Source organism: Pseudomonas sp. IT-93MI4 (assembly GCF_949767635.1).
GTDB classification, from domain to species: domain Bacteria; phylum Pseudomonadota; class Gammaproteobacteria; order Pseudomonadales; family Pseudomonadaceae; genus Aquipseudomonas; species Aquipseudomonas putida_A.
On the sequence record NZ_CATKPP010000011.1, the window covers coordinates 221,402 to 241,350 of the forward strand.

The 19,949-nt window shown below is 61.5% G+C and carries 20 protein-coding genes and 1 pseudogene; 17 read left to right on the forward strand and 4 right to left on the reverse strand.

Features of this window, described 5'->3' with window-relative positions:
- The first annotated feature begins 5 nt into the window (after positions 1-5).
- From ACM6I7_RS08160 to ACM6I7_RS08185, 6 genes are read left to right on the forward strand one after another with little or no spacing between them, the layout of a single operon-like run.
- On the forward strand, positions 6-839 hold the full coding sequence (locus ACM6I7_RS08160) for an alpha/beta fold hydrolase (protein WP_333990738.1): 834 nt from the start codon (positions 6-8) through the stop codon (positions 837-839).
- A complete protein-coding gene (locus tag ACM6I7_RS08165) occupies positions 836-2,317 on the forward strand; it encodes an aldehyde dehydrogenase (protein WP_134786603.1) in 1,482 nt (493 codons plus the stop codon). Before ACM6I7_RS08160 ends, ACM6I7_RS08165 begins: the two co-directional genes overlap by 4 nt.
- 12 nt (positions 2,318-2,329) lie before the next feature.
- Positions 2,330-2,815 (forward strand): flavin reductase family protein, encoded by a 486-nt coding sequence (locus ACM6I7_RS08170; RefSeq protein WP_115989588.1) that lies wholly within the window; start codon positions 2,330-2,332, stop codon positions 2,813-2,815.
- A 46-nt stretch (positions 2,816-2,861) separates the two neighbouring features.
- Positions 2,862-3,251, forward strand: a complete 390-nt coding sequence (locus ACM6I7_RS08175; protein ID WP_198760186.1) for a carboxymuconolactone decarboxylase family protein — start codon at positions 2,862-2,864, stop codon at positions 3,249-3,251.
- 58 nt (positions 3,252-3,309) lie between these two features.
- Positions 3,310-4,062: a GntR family transcriptional regulator gene (locus ACM6I7_RS08180; RefSeq protein WP_007968636.1), complete on the forward strand. Its 753-nt coding sequence runs from the start codon at positions 3,310-3,312 to the stop codon at positions 4,060-4,062.
- A 1-nt stretch (position 4,063) separates the two neighbouring features.
- A complete protein-coding gene (locus ACM6I7_RS08185) occupies positions 4,064-4,627 on the forward strand; it encodes an NUDIX hydrolase (RefSeq protein WP_103367399.1) in 564 nt (187 codons plus the stop codon).
- 123 nt (positions 4,628-4,750) lie between these two features.
- On the opposite strand, the gene ACM6I7_RS08190 is transcribed toward ACM6I7_RS08185, so the two are convergent.
- The gene (locus ACM6I7_RS08190; RefSeq protein ID WP_103367400.1) at positions 4,751-5,047 is read right to left on the reverse strand and encodes a DUF1330 domain-containing protein; all 297 of its coding nucleotides are present in this window, start codon (positions 5,045-5,047) and stop codon (positions 4,751-4,753) included.
- Between the two features lie 68 nt (positions 5,048-5,115).
- On the opposite strand from ACM6I7_RS08190, the gene ribBA reads away from it, so the two are divergent.
- The 6 genes and pseudogenes from ribBA to ACM6I7_RS08220 all read left to right on the forward strand — a co-directional run.
- Positions 5,116-6,225 (forward strand): bifunctional 3,4-dihydroxy-2-butanone-4-phosphate synthase/GTP cyclohydrolase II, encoded by a 1,110-nt coding sequence (gene ribBA, locus ACM6I7_RS08195; protein WP_086790931.1) that lies wholly within the window; start codon positions 5,116-5,118, stop codon positions 6,223-6,225.
- Positions 6,226-6,545: 320 nt separating this feature from the next.
- Positions 6,546-7,571, forward strand: a complete 1,026-nt coding sequence (locus ACM6I7_RS08200; RefSeq protein ID WP_414888322.1) for an ABC transporter substrate-binding protein — start codon at positions 6,546-6,548, stop codon at positions 7,569-7,571.
- On the forward strand, positions 7,568-8,482 hold the full coding sequence (locus ACM6I7_RS08205) for an ABC transporter permease (RefSeq protein WP_097087131.1): 915 nt from the start codon (positions 7,568-7,570) through the stop codon (positions 8,480-8,482). Before ACM6I7_RS08200 ends, ACM6I7_RS08205 begins: the two co-directional genes overlap by 4 nt.
- A gap of 6 nt (positions 8,483-8,488) precedes the next feature.
- Positions 8,489-9,298, forward strand: a complete 810-nt coding sequence (locus tag ACM6I7_RS08210; RefSeq protein ID WP_414888323.1) for an ABC transporter permease — start codon at positions 8,489-8,491, stop codon at positions 9,296-9,298.
- A gap of 17 nt (positions 9,299-9,315) precedes the next feature.
- Positions 9,316-10,470, forward strand: coding sequence for an ABC transporter ATP-binding protein (locus ACM6I7_RS08215; RefSeq protein WP_414888324.1), 1,155 nt, complete (start codon positions 9,316-9,318; stop codon positions 10,468-10,470).
- Positions 10,467-10,598 (forward strand): annotated as a pseudogene (locus tag ACM6I7_RS08220) (metal ABC transporter ATP-binding protein); the annotation flags it as partial. The gene ACM6I7_RS08215 and the pseudogene ACM6I7_RS08220, both read left to right, overlap by 4 nt.
- A 5-nt stretch (positions 10,599-10,603) precedes the next feature.
- On the opposite strand, the gene map reads toward ACM6I7_RS08220, so the two are convergent.
- Complete coding sequence (gene map / locus ACM6I7_RS08225; protein WP_414888325.1) at positions 10,604-11,395, reverse strand: type I methionyl aminopeptidase; 792 nt, start codon at positions 11,393-11,395, stop codon at positions 10,604-10,606.
- Positions 11,392-11,619: a ParD-like family protein gene (locus ACM6I7_RS08230; RefSeq protein ID WP_025111624.1), complete on the reverse strand. Its 228-nt coding sequence runs from the start codon at positions 11,617-11,619 to the stop codon at positions 11,392-11,394. Before ACM6I7_RS08230 ends, map begins: the two co-directional genes overlap by 4 nt.
- Positions 11,620-11,916: 297 nt before the next feature.
- On the opposite strand from ACM6I7_RS08230, the gene ACM6I7_RS08235 reads away from it, so the two are divergent.
- A complete protein-coding gene (locus tag ACM6I7_RS08235; RefSeq protein ID WP_097087126.1) occupies positions 11,917-12,852 on the forward strand; it encodes a Ppx/GppA family phosphatase in 936 nt (311 codons plus the stop codon).
- A gap of 125 nt (positions 12,853-12,977) precedes the next feature.
- Here ACM6I7_RS08235 and metE read toward each other — a convergent pair whose 3' ends face one another.
- The gene (gene metE, locus ACM6I7_RS08240) at positions 12,978-15,266 is read right to left on the reverse strand and encodes a 5-methyltetrahydropteroyltriglutamate--homocysteine S-methyltransferase (protein WP_414888535.1); all 2,289 of its coding nucleotides are present in this window, start codon (positions 15,264-15,266) and stop codon (positions 12,978-12,980) included.
- Positions 15,267-15,658: 392 nt separating this feature from the next.
- Between metE and ACM6I7_RS08245 the strand changes: the two genes are divergently transcribed.
- The 4 genes from ACM6I7_RS08245 (at position 15,659) to ACM6I7_RS08260 (ending at position 19,921) form a co-directional block, all read left to right on the forward strand.
- Positions 15,659-17,035 (forward strand): pyridoxal-phosphate dependent enzyme, encoded by a 1,377-nt coding sequence (locus ACM6I7_RS08245; protein ID WP_414888326.1) that lies wholly within the window; start codon positions 15,659-15,661, stop codon positions 17,033-17,035.
- Positions 17,032-18,204, forward strand: a complete 1,173-nt coding sequence (locus ACM6I7_RS08250) for a cystathionine gamma-synthase (protein ID WP_414888327.1) — start codon at positions 17,032-17,034, stop codon at positions 18,202-18,204. Before ACM6I7_RS08245 ends, ACM6I7_RS08250 begins: the two co-directional genes overlap by 4 nt.
- 531 nt (positions 18,205-18,735) lie before the next feature.
- Positions 18,736-19,422 (forward strand): hypothetical protein, encoded by a 687-nt coding sequence (locus ACM6I7_RS08255; protein WP_223849597.1) that lies wholly within the window; start codon positions 18,736-18,738, stop codon positions 19,420-19,422.
- A 184-nt stretch (positions 19,423-19,606) separates the two neighbouring features.
- On the forward strand, positions 19,607-19,921 hold the full coding sequence (locus ACM6I7_RS08260) for a hypothetical protein (RefSeq protein WP_183780400.1): 315 nt from the start codon (positions 19,607-19,609) through the stop codon (positions 19,919-19,921).
- The last annotated feature ends 28 nt before the right edge of the window (positions 19,922-19,949 follow it).

Sequence of the window (19,949 nt, forward strand, 5' to 3'; positions counted from 1 at the left end):
GCTCCATGATTCGGCTCACCGCTGAACTCACCCCGGCTGGCACCAGTTACCTGGCGACCGGCCAAGGCCAGCCCGTGGTCTTGATCCACGGCGTGGGCCTGAACAAAGAAATGTGGGGCGGCCAGATCGTTGGCCTGTCTGCCCAATACCAGGTGATCGCCTACGACATGCTCGGCCACGGCGCCAGCCCGCGCCCGGCCAGCGGCACCGGCCTGCTCGGTTATGCCGATCAGTTGCTGGAGCTGCTCGATCACCTGAATCTGCCTCAGGCTGCGGTGATCGGTTTCTCCATGGGCGGACTGGTGGCACGGGCGTTTGCCCTGCACTACCCGGAGCGCCTGCAAAGCCTGGTGGTGCTTAACAGCGTGTTCAACCGCAGTGAAGAACAGCGTGCCGGGGTCATCGCGCGCACTGCACAAGCGGCGGAACACGGGCCGGATGCCAATGCCGAAGCGGCGCTGTCGCGCTGGTTCAGCCGTGAATATCAGGCGGCCAACCCGGCGCAGATCGCAGCCATTCGTCAGACCCTGGCCGGCAACGACCCGCAGGGTTACCTGACCACCTACGAATTGTTCGCCACGCAGGACATGTACCGCGCCGACGACCTCGGCAGCATTCAGGCGCCGACGCTGATCGCCACCGGCGAACTCGACCCCGGTTCCACCCCGGAAATGGCCGAGCAACTGGCCCGACGCATCCCCGGCGCGAAGGTTGCGGTGCTGCCCGAGCAACGGCATATGATGCCGGTAGAGTCGCCGCGGCTGGTCAACCAGACGCTGCTGGAATTCCTCGAATACGCACACTCCCGACAAAACCATATAAAGGGGATCGTTGCATGACACTCGCACGCTTCCAGATGTGCATCGGCGGAGAATGGGTCGACGCCCTCTCCGGCAAGACCTTCGAAAGCCTCAACCCGGCCAGCGCGCAAGCCTGGGCCGAACTGCCCGATGCCGATGAAGCCGACGTCGAACGCGCCGTGCAAGCGGCGCAGACTGCCTTCGACAGCCCGGCCTGGCGCGGCCTGACCGCCACCGCACGCGGCAAACTGCTGCGGCGTCTCGGTGACCTGATCGCAGAAAACAAGGAACAACTGGCGCAGCTGGAAAGTCGCGACAACGGCAAGCTGATCCGCGAAACCCGTGGTCAGGTCGGCTATCTGCCGGAGTTCTTCCACTACACCGCAGGCCTCGCCGACAAGCTCGAAGGCGGCACCCTGCCGCTGGACAAGCCCGACCTGTTTGCCTACACCGTGCACGAAGCGATGGGTGTGGTTGCCGCGATCATTCCGTGGAACAGCCCGCTGTACCTGACCGCGATCAAACTGGCCCCGGCCCTCGCCGCCGGCAACACCATCGTGATCAAACCGTCCGAGCACGCCTCGGCGACCATCCTTGAGCTGGCACGTCTGGCCCTCGAAGCCGGGATTCCGCCGGGTGTGGTCAACGTTGTCACCGGTTACGGGCCGAGCACCGGCGCCGCCCTCACCCGCCATCCGCTGATCCGCAAGATCGCCTTTACCGGCGGCGCGGCCACGGCCCGGCATGTGGTGCGCAGCAGCGCCGAGAACTTCGCCAAGCTGTCACTGGAACTCGGCGGCAAATCGCCGAACATCATCTTCGCCGACGCCGATCTGGACAGCGCGATCAACGGCGCCATCGCCGGGATCTACGCCGCCTCGGGCCAGAGCTGCGTGTCCGGTTCACGCCTGCTGGTGCAGGACGAAATCTACGACGAGTTCGTCAACCGCCTGGTCGAACGCGCCCAGCGCATCCGCATCGGCAACCCGCAGGAAGACCACAGCGAAATGGGCCCGATGGCCACCGCGCAGCAATTGGCGGTAGTCGAAGGGCTGGTGGCTGACGCTATTGCTGAAGGCGCGCGGTTGCGCACCGGCGGCAAGCGACCGGCGGACCTTGGCGACGGCTGGTTCTACGAGCCGACGCTGTTCGAGTGCGACCGCAACTCGATGAAGATCATGCAGGAAGAAGTTTTCGGCCCGGTGGCTTCGGTGATTCGCTTCAAAGACGAAGCCGAGGCGCTGGCAATCGCCAACGACTCGCAATTCGGCCTCGCCGCCGGCATCTGGACTCGCGACCTGGGCCGCGCCCATCGTCTGGCGCGGGATGTGCGTTCGGGAATCATCTGGGTCAATACCTACCGTGCGGTGTCGGCGATGGCGCCGATCGGCGGCTTCAAGAACAGTGGCTATGGACGCGAAAGCGGCATCGATTCGGTGCTGGCCTACACCGAACTGAAAACGGTGTGGATCAATCTCTCTCAGGCGCCGATGCCTGATCCGTTTGTGATGCGCTAGGAGTCCTGCGACATGATCGAACCCGGCATTTACAAAGACGTCATGAGCTCGTTTCCGTCAGGGGTCACGGTGGTCACCACCCTCGACCCGGAGGGCGCCATCGTCGGCATCACCGCCAGCGCCTTCAGCGCGCTGTCGATTGATCCGGCGCTGGTGCTGTTCTGCCCCAACTACGCCTCCGACACCTACCCGGTGCTGCGCGACAGCAAGAAATTCGCGATCCATTTGCTGTCCGCCGACCAGACCGCTGAAGCCTATGCCTTTGCTGGTAAAGGCAAGGACAAGGCTAACGGCATCGAGTGGCATTTGAGCGAACTCGGTAACCCGATCCTCGCCAAGGCCACGGCGATCATTGAGTGCGAGTTGTGGCGTGAATACGACGGTGGTGATCACGCGATCATTGTCGGCGCGGTGAAGAACCTGATCCTGCCCGAGCAACCGGTGACACCGATGATTTATCACAAGGGCAAGCTCGGGCCGTTGCCAACCCTGGCCTGATTAACACACCCGCTCCCACAGGGGAAACAGGGTGACAGGAGGAATGATGAGTAACGAAAAGTACGAAAAAGGCCTGAAGATCCGCACCCAGGTGCTGGGCGAAGCCTATGTGCAGCGCTCGATCGAGAACGCCGATGACTTCAGCCGCCCGCTGCAGGAAATGGTCACCGAATACTGCTGGGGCCATGTCTGGGGCCGTGAGGGTTTGTCGCTCAAGGAGCGCAGCATGATCAACCTGGCGATGATCTCGGCGCTCAACCGCCCGCACGAACTCAAGCTGCATGTGCGCGGCGCCTTGCGTAACGGCCTGAGTCGTGAGCAAATACGCGAAATTCTGCTTCAGGTCGGTATTTATTGCGGCGTCCCGGCAGCCGTGGACAGTTTCCGGCTCGCCCGTGAAGCCTTCGCCGAAGCCGACGCCGAGGCCTCCAGTTAACCCCTCGGCTGTTTAGATGCCCGTCTGGCATGGACAGCCAACTTCAAGAGCGGACCCCATGAAACGCCAGCCACTCGACGACAGCTTCAAGGTCAATCGCAACCCCGTTACCCTGCGCGAAATCGTGCTGGATAAACTGCGTAGCGCGATCATGAATTTCCAGCTCATGCCCGGTGATCGTCTGGTCGAACGCGATCTGTGCGATCGCCTCGGTGTCAGCCGCACATCGGTGCGCGAAGCCCTGCGTCACCTGGAGTCTGAAGGCCTGGTCGAGTTCGCCGATGCCAAAGGCCCACGGGTGGCGATCATCACCCTCGCCGATGCGGTCGACATTTATGAGCTGCGCTGCGTGCTCGAAGGCCTGATCGTCCAGCTGTTCACCCTGCGTGCCAAGGCCAAGGACATCAAGGCCCTGGAAAAAGCCCTCGACGAGAACCGCAAGGCACTCAAGGACGGCGAACTGCAACAGGTGATCGACTCGGTGCAGGGCTTCTACGACGTACTGCTCGAAGGCTCGGGCAACCACGTTGCGGCCACTCAATTACGCCAGTTGCAAGCGCGCATCAGCTACCTGCGGGCGACTTCGGTGTCCCAGGAAAACCGGCGCGGCGCGAGTAACCACGAGATGGAAAAAATGGTTGAGGCGATCAAGAGCGGCGATCCACTGGCGGCGCATCAGGCCTGCGTCGATCACGTACGCGCAGCCGCCGCCGTGGCCCTCGATTATCTCAAGCGCAAACAGGAAGAGACCGGCGCCACGCCGAACATCACCCTGCCGATCGCGCTGAAAGAACCGCGTATAGGTCACTGACATGTTCAGCCCGAGCTTTTGCCCGAAATGCGGTGGCCCTGACCTCGGTCAGCAGGTACCGCCGGGCGATACGCACGAGCGCCTGATGTGCCGCGGCTGCGGCTACATCCACTACGTCAATCCGAAAATCATCGCCGGCTGCATCATCGAGCAGGACGGCAAATACCTCTTGTGCCAACGGGCGATCCCACCGCGTCCGGGCACCTGGACACTGCCGGCCGGCTTCATGGAAAGCGGCGAAACCACCGAGCAGGCGGCGCTGCGCGAAGTCTGGGAAGAAAGCGGCGTGCGCGCGGAAATCGTCTCGCCATACTCGATTTTCAGCGTGCCGAAGATCAGCGAGGTGTACATCATCTTCCGCGCCCTCGCGCTGGAGATCACCGGCCAGTTCGGCCCGGAAACCCTGGACTACAAATTCTTCGCGCCTGAGGACATTCCGTGGGAGCAGATCTATTACCCGGCGATCCGGCAGATTCTCGAGCGTTACATCGAGGAGCGTCAGGCCGGGGTGTATGGGATCTACATGGGCAATGATGACAGCGGGAAGATCCACTTTATCCGCTGATCACCACCTATCCCCCTGTGGGAGCGAGCCTGCTCGCGAAGGCGTCGGGTCAGTCGATACAAATGTTGAATGAACGACCGCTTTCGCGAGCAGGCTCGCTCCCACAGTGTTTAGCGGTGTTGCTTAAAGTGGTGCGATGCCTTCTACGATGACGATCTCCGCCCTCGCCCATTCCTCGCGATAACGTTTCGCCTCCTGATACGCCGCCGAGTGGTAGCACGCCACGGCCTTCTCATAGTTCTCGAATTCGATCACCACGCTACGCTGAGGAGTAGCTCTGCCCTCCAGCGCTTCGCTGCGTCCGCCCCGGGCCAGAAATTTCGCGCCGAACGCGGCGAAGGCTGCCGGTGCGCGCTGGGTGTATTGGCTGTAGTGCTCGGCATCGTCGACATCCACGTGGGCAATCCAGTACGCCTTCATAGTGACCTCTTTGTTGATTTTGTATTATGGTATACCAATATATTTCCAACAAACCCTGAGAGTCCAGCATGGCCTTCAACAGCATCGAAGAAATCCTCGAAGATTATCGCCTCGGCAAAATGGTCCTGCTGGTCGATGACGAAGATCGGGAAAACGAAGGCGACCTGCTGCTGGCCGCCGACTGCTGCACACCCGAGGCGATCAGCTTTATGGCGCGTGAGGCGCGCGGGCTGATTTGCCTGACACTGACTGACGAGCACTGCCAGCGCCTGGGCCTTGAGCAAATGGTGCCGAGCAACGGCAGCGTGTTCAGTACCGCGTTTACCGTGTCGATTGAAGCGGCGGTCGGGGTTACCACTGGCATTTCTGCAGCTGACCGCGCCCGCACGGTCGCGGCCGCTGTGGCCAAAGACGCCCGCGCCGAAGACTTGGTGCAGCCTGGGCACATCTTCCCGCTGCGCGCCAAGGAAGGCGGCGTGCTGACCCGCGCCGGCCACACCGAAGCCGGCTGCGACCTCGCCCGCCTCGCCGGTTTCACCCCAGCCTCGGTGATCGTCGAGGTGATGAACGATGACGGCACCATGGCCCGCCGCCCGGATCTGGAAGTGTTCGCGCGCAAGCACGGAATCAAGATCGGCACCATCGCTGACCTGATTCATTATCGCCTGAGCACCGAGCACACCATCGAACGCATCGGCGAACGTGAGCTGCCGACGGTGCATGGCACGTTCCGTCTGATCACTTTCGAAGACCGCATCGAGGGTGGCGTGCACATGGCGATGGTGATGGGCGATCTGCGCCGCGAAGAGCCGACGTTAGTACGCGTGCATGTGATCGATCCGCTGCGTGATCTGGTCGGCGCCGAGTACAGCGGGCCAAGCAACTGGACGCTGTGGGCGGCGTTGCAACGGGTCGCGGCGGAAGGTCATGGCGTTGTGGTGGTGTTGGCCAATCATGAATCGTCGCAGGCGCTGCTCGAGCGCGTGCCGCAACTGACCCAGCCACCGCGGCAGTTCAGCCGTTCGCAATCGCGGATTTATTCGGAGGTGGGTACCGGGGCGCAGATTCTGCAGAACCTGGGGGTGGGCAAGCTGCGGCATCTTGGGCCGCCGCTGAAGTATGCGGGGCTGACCGGGTATGACCTGGAGGTGGTGGAGAGCATTCCCTTCAGCGAATAATCCACGCCAACCACAATTCCAACTGTAGGAGTGAGCCTGCTCGCGATAGCGGTGGATCAGCCAACATCATCGCAGAACGTCACACCGCTTCCGCGAGCAGGCTCACTCCTACAGGGTTTTGCATTTCAATTTAATTCCCTCGAGCTCACAAAAAGCCCATCCGCCAGATAACCGGTAAGGCAAAGTGCTTGCACAAAGTTTGGAATACCATAATATGATATTCCATAGACCGAGCGACCTGAAAAACCGTCCGGCTACTGCTCCCGACAGGCGGGCAACAACGCAAGCCCGCTCAAAAACACAACAATGAGGGCGTAAAAATGGTGTTGAACAAAGCTGCAACCGCGATCTTTTTTGCGGGACTGCTGAGCGTGACCGGCCAGGCTGCAATGGCCGCCGAAAGCGTGAACTTCGTCAGCTGGGGCGGTAGCACCCAGGATGCGCAGAAACAGGCCTGGGCCGATCCGTTCAGCAAGGCCAGCGGCATCACCGTGGTGCAGGATGGCCCGACCGACTACGGCAAACTCAAGGCCATGGTCGAGAGCGGCAACGTGCAATGGGACGTGGTCGATGTCGAAGCCGATTTCGCCCTGCGTGCCGCCGCTGAAGGCCTGCTTGAACCCCTCGATTTCAAAGTCATCCAGCGCGACAAGATCGACCCGCGTTTCGTCAGCGATTACGGCGTCGGCTCGTTCTTCTTCTCCTTCGTCCTCGGCTACAACGAAGGCAAGCTCGGCGCGGCCAAGCCGCAAGACTGGACCGCGCTGTTCGACACCAAGACCTACCCCGGCAAACGCGCCCTGTACAAATGGCCGAGCCCCGGCGTGCTCGAACTGGCGCTGCTGGCCGACGGCGTAGCGGCTGACAAGCTCTACCCGCTGGATCTGGATCGCGCCTTCAAGAAACTCGACACCATCAAGAAAGACATCGTCTGGTGGGGCGGCGGCGCGCAGTCGCAGCAACTGCTGGCCTCCGGTGAAGCGAGCATGGGCCAGTTCTGGAACGGCCGGATTCACGCCCTGCAAGAAGATGGCGCACCCGTCGGTGTGAGCTGGAAACAGAACCTGGTCATGGCCGACATTCTGGTGATTCCAAAAGGCTCGAAAAACAAGGACGCGGCGATGAAGTTCCTGGCCAACGCCAGCAGTGCCAAAGGCCAGGCCGACTTCTCCAACCTGACCGCCTACGCCCCGGTCAACGTCGACAGCGTGGCGCGCCTGGACTCGGTGCTGGCCCCGAACCTGCCGACGGCCTACGCCAAGGATCAGATCACTCTTGATTTCGCGTACTGGGCCAAGAACGGCCCGGCCATCGCGACACGGTGGAACGAATGGCTGGTCAAATGAAAATGGCGGCTGCTGCGCCTCGTCCTGCAACGGTGACCGGGAGCGCCACCGGCGCTACCGGCTCGACCCACACCTTCAGACAACGCTGGAAAGGTGCCGGCAACCTGGTCCCGGCACTGCTGTTCCTCGGCCTGTTCTTTCTCGCGCCGTTGATTGGCCTGCTGTTGCGCGGCGTGCTCGAACCGACCCCGGGCCTTGGCAACTATGAACAACTGTTCGCCAACTCGGCGTATGCGCGGGTGCTGCTCAACACCTTCTCGGTGGCCGGACTGGTAACGATTTTCAGCCTGTTGCTGGGCTTCCCGCTGGCTTGGGCTATCACTCTGGTACCGCGCGGCTGGGGCCGCTGGATCCTCAACATCGTGCTGCTGTCGATGTGGACCAGCCTGCTCGCCCGCACCTATTCGTGGCTGGTATTGCTGCAGGCCTCGGGGGTGATCAACAAGGCGCTGATGGCGCTGGGCATCATCGATCAGCCGCTGGAAATGGTGCACAACCTGACCGGTGTGGTGATCGGCATGAGCTACATCATGATCCCGTTCATCGTCCTGCCGTTGCAGGCGACCATGCAGGCCATCGATCCGATGATCCTGCAGGCCGGCTCGATCTGCGGCGCGAGTCCTTGGACCAATTTCTTCCGAGTGTTCCTGCCGCTGTGCCGGCCGGGTCTGGCGTCCGGCGGGTTGATGGTGTTCGTGATGTCGCTCGGTTACTACGTCACCCCGGCGCTGCTCGGCGGGGCGCAGAACATGATGCTGCCGGAGTTCATCATTCAGCAGGTGCAATCGTTCCTCAACTGGGGCCTGGCCAGTGCCGGCGCCGCGTTGCTGATCGCGATCACCCTGGTGCTGTTCTACTTCTACCTGAAGCTTCAGCCGGAATCCCCGGTTGGCGCCAGCAACGCGAGGTAAGCCGAGATGCTCCTGACTCCCAATGCCATGAGCCGGCGGATGCGTTTCGGCTTGTATGCAACCACCGGGCTGATCGGTTTGTTCCTGCTGTTGCCGATCGTGTTCATCGTCCTGCTGTCGTTCGGCTCGTCGCAGTGGCTGGTATTCCCGCCGCCGGGCTGGACGCTGAAATGGTACGGCCAGTTCTTCTCCAACGCCGACTGGATGAACGCCGCTGCGGCCAGCCTCAACGTTGCCGTGCTGACCACGATCTGTGCCGTGGCGCTCGGTCTGCCAACCGCGTTTGCTCTGGTGCGCGGGCGCTTCCCCGGACGGGAAATGCTCTACGGCCTGTTTACCCTGCCGATGATCGTGCCGCTGGTGATCATCGCCGTGGCGGTGTACGCGCTGTTTCTCAAGCTCGGTTACACAGGGACGATGTTTGCCTTCGTGGTCAGCCATGTGATCGTCGCGCTGCCGTTCACCATCATCTCGATCATCAACTCGCTGAAGCTGTTCGATCAGTCGATTGAAGACGCGGCGGTGATCTGCGGCGCCTCACGCCTGCAAGCGGTGTTCAAGGTGACGTTCCCGGCGATCCGTCCGGGCATGGTCGCCGGCGCCCTCTTCGCCTTTCTGGTTTCGTGGGACGAAGTAGTGCTCAGCGTGATGATGGCTAGCCCGACCCTGCAAACTCTTCCCGTGAAAATGTGGACCACCCTGCGCCAGGACCAGACCCCGGTGATCGCCGTCGCTTCGACGCTGCTGATCGGCCTGTCGGTATTGGTCATGGTGATCGCCGCCGCGCTGCGCCGGCGCAACGAAATCCGCGCCTGAGCGCCCAGGAGTACGACATGAGTGCCGTGATCAAAGACGCATCCCAGCAGAACGACAAACCCCTGGTCAGCCTGCGCAATCTGAACAAGCACTACGGCGACTTTGCCGCCGTCGACAACATCTCGCTGGACATCAAGGACGGCGAGTTCCTGACCTTCCTCGGCTCCAGCGGCTCGGGCAAAAGCACCACGCTGTCGATGCTCGCCGGGTTCGAAACCCCGAGCTGCGGCGAGATCCTGGTCAACGGTCAGTCGCTGGTCAACGTGCCGCCGCACAAGCGCGACATTGGCATGGTGTTCCAGCGCTATTCGCTGTTCCCGCATCTGTCGGTGCGCGACAACATCGCCTTTCCGCTGGCGATCCGCAAACTCGCCGCCGCCGAACGTGACAAGCGTGTCGATGCGATGTTGAAACTGGTGCAGCTCGAACAATTCGCCCATCGCCGCCCTTCGCAACTCTCTGGCGGGCAACAGCAACGCGTCGCCATCGCCCGGGCGCTGGTCTACGAGCCACGCATTCTGCTGATGGACGAACCGCTCGGTGCGCTGGATAAAAAACTGCGTGAAGACTTGCAGGATGAACTGCGCCAGCTGCATCGACGCCTGGGCATCACCATCGTCTACGTGACCCACGATCAGGAAGAAGCCATGCGCCTGTCGCAGCGCATCGCGATTTTCAGTCACGGCAAGATTGTTGGTTTGGGCAGCGGTTATGACCTGTATCAGAATCCGCCGAATGCGTTTGTCGCGTCGTTCCTCGGCAACTCGAACTTCCTCAAGCTCAAGGCGCAGGGCAATGCGGCGGCGAGTTTCGAGGGGCAGTCGTTGTCGATTCGCCTGACTGCCGGCTTGCACACCGAGCAGGATGTGCTGCTGATGGTGCGGCCGGAAAAAGCGGTGGCGCTGAGCGTGCAGCAGGCGAGCGAGGAGCCGCTGGCAGCGGGTTGGAATGAGGTGTCGGCCAAGGTCGTGGAGGTGCTGTTTCTTGGCGAAAGCCAGACGTGCAGCGTGGTGACGTCGGGCGGTACTTCGATGACGGTTAAAGCGCTGTCGGCGGCGGGCATGCCGCTCAAGGCTGGCGATCCGGTGCGGGTGCGCTGGGCTACGGCGGATGCCTGCGTCTACACCGAATGGGCTGAAAGCGACCTCAACAAAGCGGCCGGTTCTCACTGAGAATCTCGGCAGCACCGCGAATCCCCCCTGTGGGAGCGGGCTTGCTCGCGAAGGCGGCGTGTCAGTCACTGTTTATGTTGAATGACACACCGCATTCGCGAGCAAGCCCGCTCCCACAGGGGTCTGGGGGTGTTCAGGCGATCGGGGTGAAACCTTCCATTGCGTCCGGCCAGGCGGTGAGGATTTCGAAACCGGTTTCGGTCACCGCGACCATATGCTCCCACTGCGCCGACAGCGAGCCATCCTTGGTCAGCACCGTCCAGCCGTCCGGCATGTTCTTCACATGGCGCTTGCCGGCATTGAGCATCGGCTCGACGGTGAAGATCATCCCCGCCTTGAGCTTCATGCCCTGATTGGGAAAACCGTAATGCAGGATCTGCGGTTCATCGTGATACACCTTGCCGATGCCATGCCCGCAGTATTCACGCACCACGCTGAAACCTTCGCTCTCCGCCAGGCTCTGGATCGCATGACCGATGTCGCCCAGCGTGGCGCCCGGTTTCACCACACGAATACCCGCGCACATCGCGTCATAAGTGGTCTTGATCAGGTGCAGCGCCTCAGGCGTCGCCTCGCCGACCACGTACATGCGGCTGGTGTCGCCGAACCAGCCGTCCTTGATCACTGCGATGTCGAGGTTGACGATGTCGCCGTCTTTCAACGGTGTGCCCGACGGGATGCCGTGGCACACCACGTCGTTGACCGAGGCGCAGACGGTTTTCGGGAAACCGTGATAACCGACGTTGGCCGGAATGGCTTTCTGCACATTGACGATGTAATCGTTGCACAACCGATCCAGCTCATCGGTCGTCACCCCAGCCTTGACGTGCGGCACCAGCATCGCCAGCACTTCGGCGGCGAGTTTGCCCGCCGCACGCGACTTCGCGATTTCCGCAGGGGTATTGATCTTGATCTGATTTCTCATGCGCTGACGGCTTCCTGAGTCAGTTGATGCAGATCCAGCCCGCCGTTCTGTTCGGCGCGGATCAGCAAGCGGCAAATGGCGCTGTGGTCGAGGTTGGGGTGCAGCTCGGCGAGCATGCCGATGCGCATCCAGTGCTCGGCCTGCGCGTTGATCGAGCGGCTGAGCGCGGTGCTGGAGATGCGCAGGTTCTCATGCATGTCTTCTGAAATTTTTACGATGCCCATATCCGAATCCGGTACGAAGTGTATATGGATCGTATATTAGCCAAGGGACGCCCACGATTGCAAACCTTGCGCACGGCTTGCCAAATCGCGGGCAAAAAAAAAGCTGCCCAAAGAGGCAGCAAAAACTTTAAGAACACGCGATGTATTGGGGTCAGGATAGTCGCCGGATAATGACAGTGTCATGACAACCAACAATTCACTGAACCGCCCCTGCCCCGTCATCAGGATGTCATCAAGCGCATCGCAGAATCCTCGCAAACCGTCTTGAGCCTTCGACGGATGCTTGCAGGGATTCCCATGAAAGAAGACGCCTCGCTGTTTGCCGCCATCGACCTGGGCTCGAATGCGTTTCGCCTGATGATCGGCCAGTCGGTTCGCAGTCGAAAAGGCTTCATGATTCAGGAAGTCAAAACCCTGCGTGAACCGGTGCGGCTGGCCGAAGGCTTCGACGGCGGTGCACTGGACGAAATGGCGCTGGATCGTGGCTGGCAGGCGCTGGCGCGGTTCGGCAAGAAACTGCGCGGCTTCGAGGCCGGCAAGGTGCGGGCCGTGGCGACCAGCGCGGTGCGCGAGGCCGACAATGCGCAGTTGTTTCTGCACAGTGCCGAACGCCATCTGGGTTTTCGCATCGACGTCATCTCCGGCCATGAAGAGGCGCAACTGGTGTATGCCGGCGTCGCTCATACCCTGCCGGGGGCGGAGGACATGCGGCTGGTGGTCGACATCGGTGGTGGTTCCACCGAGCTGATTCTCGGCCAGGGGTCGCAACCGCTGCTCACCGAAAGCATCGCCATTGGCAGCGGTAGCCTGGGCGCACGCTATTTCCCCGACGGGCGCATTGCTCCCGGCGCACTGCAAGAAGCCGAGCGCGTGGCGATCCTGCAATTCGAAAAAGTCGCCCGCCGCTATCGCGCGCAGGGCTGGCAACAGACCATTGGTTCCTCCGGCACGGCGCGGATGCTGGCGAAAGTGCTCAAGGCCAATCGGCTCAATGACTTCGGCCAGGACGGCATTACCTATGGCGGACTGTTGCGTTTGTCGCTGTTGCTGCTGAAGGTGAAGAACGTTCAGCAATTGAAGCTGGCAGGCTTGCAGCCGCATCGCCAGAGCATTTTGCCCGGCGGTTTGGTATTGATGCTGGCGGCGTTCAAGGCATTCGGGATTTCGCAGATGGCGCCGTCGGAACCGGGGCTGCGCCTCGGTGTACTGCACGGTTTGATGAGCCGTCACTGACACCCTACACACTCCAATGTGGGAGCGGGCTTGCTCGCGAAGGCGGAGTGTCAGTCGAAAATTATTTAACTGACACTCCGCTTTCGCGAGCAAGCCCGCTCCCACAGGGTTTTTGGGTTGTCTTCTCAGGCCAGTTCTTTGCGCAACTGGCGGGCGGCGGTGACCATGTGTACCAGCGCCGCCTCAGTCTCCGGCCAGCCACGAGTTTTCAGACCGCAATCCGGGTTGACCCACAACCGTTCTGCCGGAATCCGCTGCGCTGCCTTGCGCAGCAGATTGGCCATTTCCGAAGCATCCGGCACCCGCGGCGAGTGAATGTCGTAGACGCCCGGGCCGATCTCGTTCGGGTAATCGAAGGCCTCGAACGCCTCCAGCAGTTCCATGTCCGAGCGCGAGGTTTCGATGGTGATCACATCGGCGTCCATGGCGGCGATGGACTCGATCACATCATTGAACTCGCTGTAGCACATGTGCGTATGGATCTGCGTTTCGTCGCGTACACCGGAGGCACACAGGCGGAACGCTTCGGTGGCCCAATCCAGATAGTGCTGCCATTGCGCGCGGCGCAGCGGAAGGCCTTCGCGGAATGCGGCTTCGTCGATCTGCACGATCCTGATCCCGGCGGACTCCAGATCCACCACTTCGTCACGGAGCGCCAGCGCCAGTTGCCGTGCCTGCACTTCACGAGACACGTCTTCGCGGGGGAACGACCACATCAGCATGGTCACAGGTCCCGTCAGCATGCCTTTCATGACCTTGTCGGTCAGGCCCTGAGCGTAGCGGATCCACTCCACGGTCATGGCGTGCGGGCGGCTCAAGTCACCGAAGATCACCGCCGGTTTCACGCAGCGCGAACCGTAGCTCTGCACCCAGCCGAAACGGGTGAATACGTAGCCGTCGAGTTGCTCGGCGAAGTACTCGACCATGTCGTTGCGTTCGGCTTCACCGTGCACCAGCACGTCGAGGCCCAACTGCTCCTGAATTTGCACGGCGTGGCGGATCTCGCTGTACATGGCTTCGGTGTATTCGGCTTCGCTCAGTTTGCCTTGCTTGAACGACTGCCGCGCCAGGCGGATCGACGCAGTTTGCGGAAACGAACCGATAGTGGTGGTCGGGAACAGTGGCAAATCGAGGCCGGCGCGCTGCTTGGCGATGCGCTGGGTAAACGGCGATTGGCGCTGGCTGTGCTGCGCAGTAATGGCCGCCACACGGGCCTGCACTGCCGGTTTGTGAATACGAGGCGAGGCGGCGCGGCTGGTCTGTACCGAGCGACTTTGGACCAAGGCGCGCAGCACTTTCGGCGCTTCCGGCTCGTTGACCGCCTGCGCCAGCACGGCGACTTCTTCGCACTTCTGCACGGCAAACGCCAGCCAACTTTTCAGCTCGGCATCGAGCTGGTCTTCGCGGCCCAGATCCACCGGACTGTGCAACAGCGAGCACGATGGCGCGACCCACAGGCGATCACCCAGGCGCTCATGTGCATGCTGCAAAGTCGCCAGCGCATTTTCCAGGTCGCAGCGCCAGACGTTGCGGCCGTTGACCACACCCAGCGACAGCACCTTGTAGGCCGGCAGGCGATCAAGGATGGTCGGGTACTGTTCCGCTGCACGTACCAGGTCGATGTGCAAACCATCGACCGGCAGATTGGCGGCCAGACCGAGGTTCTCTTCCAGACCACCGAAGTAAGTGGCGAGCAGTTTCTTCAGCGGATCACGCTGGATCTGGTTGTACGCACGCTCGAAAGCATTCTTCCACTCCTGCGGCAAGTCGAGCACCAGAATCGGCTCGTCGATCTGCACCCATTCCACACCGAGTGCGGCCAGCCGGGCGAAGATCTGCCCGTACAGCGGCAGCAGGCGATCAAGCAATTCCAGCTTGTCGAACTCGGCACCTTTGGCCTTGCCCAGCCACAGATAAGTCAGGGGGCCGATGATCACCGGTTTGACGTTATGCCCCAGTGCGCGGGCTTCTTCGACTTCTTCGAACAACTGTTCCCAGCCGAGCTGGAACTGCTGATCAACGCTGAATTCCGGGACCAGGTAGTGGTAGTTGGTGTCGAACCACTTGGTCATTTCCTGCGCATGCGCACCGCCACAGCAACTGTCGCTGACGCCACGGGCCATGCTGAACAGGGTCTGCAGGCTGGCTTTGCCGTCATGTGGACGGAAACGCTCGGGAATCACGCCGAACATCAGCGAGTGGGTCAGCACCTGGTCGTACCAGGCGAAATCGCCCACCGGCAGCAGCTCGATGCTGGCGTTCTTCTGCAAGTCCCAGTGGGCCTTGCGTAATTCACGACCCACTTCACGCAGGCCGGCCTCGTTCAGTTCTCCTTTCCAGAACGCCTCTTGCGCTTTTTTCAATTCGCGGTCGCGACCAATGCGCGGAAATCCGAGGGAATGGGCCAGTGCCATGACAAACAACTCCAATGTCTTGTTGATGGCGGCCATTGTCAGGATCAGCCTCTAGTGAGACAAACTCATTTTAATCTTGATGATCACAAGTTTCCCTCATGATCAGTTGTCGGCCGTATGCCCGCTGAAAACACGATTCGCCCTGCAGGATATTCCTACGCAGATCAAGCTGTGAGGGGCGCTGGCGACGCCCTTTCAATACTCGATGGCGCCTTGATGTAAACCCTCTGAAACCGGGCGCTTGCAGGCTGCGATTCTGTTCTATGGTTAGATCGAAATGGCTGGCGCAGCGGCGGGTTAAAGGTTGCGACGGATCATGTCTAAGCCTATGTTGCACGCGAGCTTTTCCCCGCGAATGGAACGCGATCAACACCACTACAAGAGGTGAAGAAATGTCAAAGGATTCACGCCCTGCCGTACTTGGGCTGATCGGCAATACGCCGCTGGTACAAGTTACCCGCTTCGATACCGGCCTCTGCACACTGTTTCTCAAACTGGAATCACAAAACCCCGGCGGCTCGATCAAGGACCGCGTCGGTCTGGCGATGATTGATGCCGCTGAACGCGACGGGCGCCTGCAACCGGGTGGCACCATCGTCGAGGCCACCGCCGGCAACACCGGTCTGGGTCTGGCGCTGGTCGGCCGGGCCAAAGGCTACCGCGTGGTGCTGGTAGTCCCGGACAAGATGTCCACCGAGAAAGTCCTGCACTTGAAAGCCATGGGCGCCGAGGTGCACATCACCCGCTCCGACGTAGGCAAGGGCCACCCCGAGTATTACCAGGACGTGGCCGCACGCCTGGCCAAAGACATTCCCGGCGCGTTCTTCGCCGACCAGTTCAACAACCCCGCCAACCCGCTGGCACACGAGTGCAGCACCGCGCCGGAGATCTGGGCGCAGACCGAGCATGATCTGGATGCGATCGTGGTTGGCGTCGGTTCCGCCGGCACCCTGACCGGCCTGAGCCGTTTCTTCAAACGGGTACAACCGGATCTGCAAATGGTCCTCGCCGACCCGGTCGGTTCGGTGATGGCTCAGTACAGCCGCGACGGCACAATGCCAACGCCCGGGTCGTGGGCGGTGGAAGGCATCGGCGAAGATTTCATTCCGTCGATCACCGACCTCAGCAGCGTGCGTCACGCCTACTCGATCAGCGATGAAGAAAGCTTCGATCACGCCCGCCAGTTGCTCAAGGCCGAAGGCATTCTCGGGGGGTCGTCCACCGGCACCCTGCTCGCCGCCGCGCTGCGTTACTGCCGCGAACAGACCGAGCCGAAACGCGTGGTCAGCTTCGTCTGCGACACCGGCACGCGCTATCTGTCCAAGGTTTACAACGACCAGTGGATGACCGATCAAGGCCTGTTGCAGCGCAAACGTTACGGCGACCTGCGCGACCTGATCGCCCGGCGTTTCGAAGATGGCCGCGTGATCAGCGTCGGCCCCGACGACACCCTGCTGACCGCGTTTCAGCGCATGCGCCTGGCGGATGTCTCGCAGCTGCCGGTGCTGGTGGAAGGCAAACAACTGGTCGGGGTGATCGACGAATCGGACATCCTGCTGCCCGTACACGGGGATGCCGCACGCTTCAGCCAATCGGTCTCCAGCGTGATGACGGACAAGCTGCAAACCCTCGCCCCCGGAGCCAACCTCGCCGAGCTGGAAGCGGTGCTCAGTCGCGGCCTCGTCGCGATCATTGCCGATGCTTCGGGCTTCCACGGCCTGATTACCCGCACCGACATGCTCAACCAATTACGGAGATCCCTCGCATGAGTCAGCACGACGATAAATCCCAAGGCTTCGCGACCCGGGTGATCCATGCCGGGCAGACGCCTGACCCGACCACCGGTGCGCTGATGCCGCCGATCTACGCCAACTCGACTTACCTGCAAGACAGCCCCGGCGTGCACAAGGGCTTCGACTACGGGCGCTCGCACAACCCGACGCGTTTTGCCCTGGAGCGTTGCGTGGCGGATCTGGAAGGTGGCACCCGCGCGTTCGCGTTCGCTTCCGGGCTGGCGACCATTTCCACCGTGCTCGAACTGATCGATGCCGGTTCGCACGTGATCTCCGGCAATGACCTGTACGGCGGCACATTCCGTCTGTTTGACAAGGTGCGCCAGCGCAGCGCCGGGCATCGCTTCAGCTACGTCGATCTGACTGACCTGGCGGCGTTCGAAGCGGCGCTGCAGGACGACACCCGTGTGGTGATTGTCGAGTCGCCGACCAACCCGCTGCTGAGCCTGTCGGATCTGGCCGCGATTGCGCGCATCTGCCGCGCACGCGGGATCATCAGCGTTGCCGACAACACCTTCGCCAGCCCCTATATCCAGCGCCCGCTGGAGCTGGGTTTCGACATCGTGCTGCACTCGACCACCAAGTACCTGAACGGTCACTCCGACGTGATCGGTGGTATCGCGGTGGTTGGGCAGAATGCCGAACTGGCGGACAAACTCGGCTTCCTGCAAAACGCGGTCGGCGCGATTTCCGGGCCGTTCGATGCGTTCCTGACCTTGCGCGGGGTGAAGACCCTGGCGCTGCGCATGGAGCGTCACTGCAGCAACGCGCTGGAACTGGCCAAGTGGCTGGAGCAACAACCGCAGGTCAAACGCGTCTACTACCCGGGCCTGCCGTCGCACCCGCAGCATGAGTTGGCCAAACGGCAGATGCATGGTTTTGGCGGGATGATCTCGGTGGATCTGAACAGTAATCTGGAGGGTGCACGGCGCTTTCTGGAAAACGTGAAGATCTTTGCCCTGGCCGAGAGCCTGGGCGGTGTTGAAAGCCTGATCGAGCACCCGGCGATCATGACTCACGCGACCATTCCAGCTGAAACCCGCGCCAAACTGGGCATCGGCGATGGCCTGGTGCGTCTGTCGGTGGGGGTCGAAGATCTCGAAGACCTGCGCGCCGATCTGGCGTACGCACTGACCAAAATCTGATCCCGCAACAACGACAAAGCCCGCAGCAATGCGGGCTTTGGTGTTCGAGTAGGCGGCCAGTGCTGGTCTCTGGCTTACAAGGTTTATCGGGCCTCTCACAGTACAAAAGCAACCATGGAAAAAGAGCGGTGCTTTGCTGCCTCACACGGCATAAGGGCTGGATCTCAGCGCGGAGATCTTTCTAACCGTGTACCCTTCGGAACGCGCCCCACGTCCCCTTGCTATCCGCTTGCGCATCAGTCTGCGTCTTCGCCTACACCTTTGAGGCTAGCAAAAGCCATCGCGTCCCGGGCGGTGTTTTTAGACTGATTTCCTTCAAGCGCCCCTGTGCAAGGAAGTTAACCGACTATCGCTTGCATGTTGTCGCACCTGCGCCTGCATTTTGCCGATCTATACTTTTCAGTTCGCTAACGCGGTTTCATGCAAAAACGTCGACACCCGTGCGCCCATCGAGCGCGCCCGTGCCAATTGCCAACCTGGTCAACCCCGGGCCAACGAATGTTGTGTGGCTGATGGGTCGTGGAGAAAATCATGAAACACACGCTTTTGTCAGGCGCCATTCTTGCGGTCGCGGCGACCGTGATGTTGCCAACGGTTTGGGCTGCGCAGCCGCAGGCGGTGGCCTCTGATGGTTCGGATCATGTCGGAGCCGCTGCAGTGGCGTCCGATGGCTCTGATCATGTCGGTGCTGGCGCAGTGGCGTCCGATGGTTCCGATCATGTCGGCGCTGGCGCAGTGGCTTCCGATGGTTCCGATCACGTCGGCGCTGGTGCAGTCGCCTCGGATGGTTCCGATCATGTCGGCGCTGGAGCAGTCGCCTCGGACGGTTCCGATCATGTCGGCGCTGGTGCAGTCGCCTCGGACGGTTCCGATCATGTCGGCGCTGGTGCAGTCGCCTCGGATGGTTCCGATCGCGTCGGGGCTGGCGCAGTCGCCTCGGACGGTTCGGATCATGTCGGGGCGGGCGCGGTAGCCTCCGATGGCTCTGATCATGTCGGAGCAGGCGCAGTGGCGTCCGATGGCTCTGATCATGTCGGCGCGGGCGCAGTAGCCTCCGATGGCTCCGATCACGTCGGCGCAAGCGCACTGGCTTCCGACGGCACCGACAAGGTCGGCGCCAATCGCTATGCCTACTCACGCGTCGGCGTCGGTTCTGATCGCGTCGCTTCGGCGCTGATGACCGGCAGCTATTCCGACCAGTTCAACTCCCCTCAGTAATCGGCGCGAGGCGACCCAATGGGTCGCCTCTCCCTCCGCCGCACTAGCACACTTGTGCTAATCGACCGCCCCGCCACCCGGCGTTATATTCACTCGCAACCCCCGATGCTCCCCAACATTGCCGCTGTGCAGTGCGCGGGATCGTCGTGCCTGGAAATCAGAACAACACCAAGGAAGAAACACCATGAAACTGCATTCCAACCTCTGCAAAGTGGCAATCGTCAGCGCCTTGTTGCTTGGCGCCAGCGGCTGCCAGACTGCCAAACCTACCGAAGCCAGCATGAAAGAACGCGCCCAGACGGTCATCGGCAAGCCGGTGTCGAAAATCGACAACATCCGCAGCGACAGCACCCTCACCTACTACACCGCGTACACCTCCGCCGGCGAGTACAACTGCGAGTTGCCCAGCGGCGCGATTATCGCGGTGGCGAGCATGGGCATCATGACCCCGCCGCTGTCGTGCCTGCCCAAAGGCGCCTCGCCGATTCCGTTCCAGTAAACCTTCATCCCCGGTAAAGGACTACGTT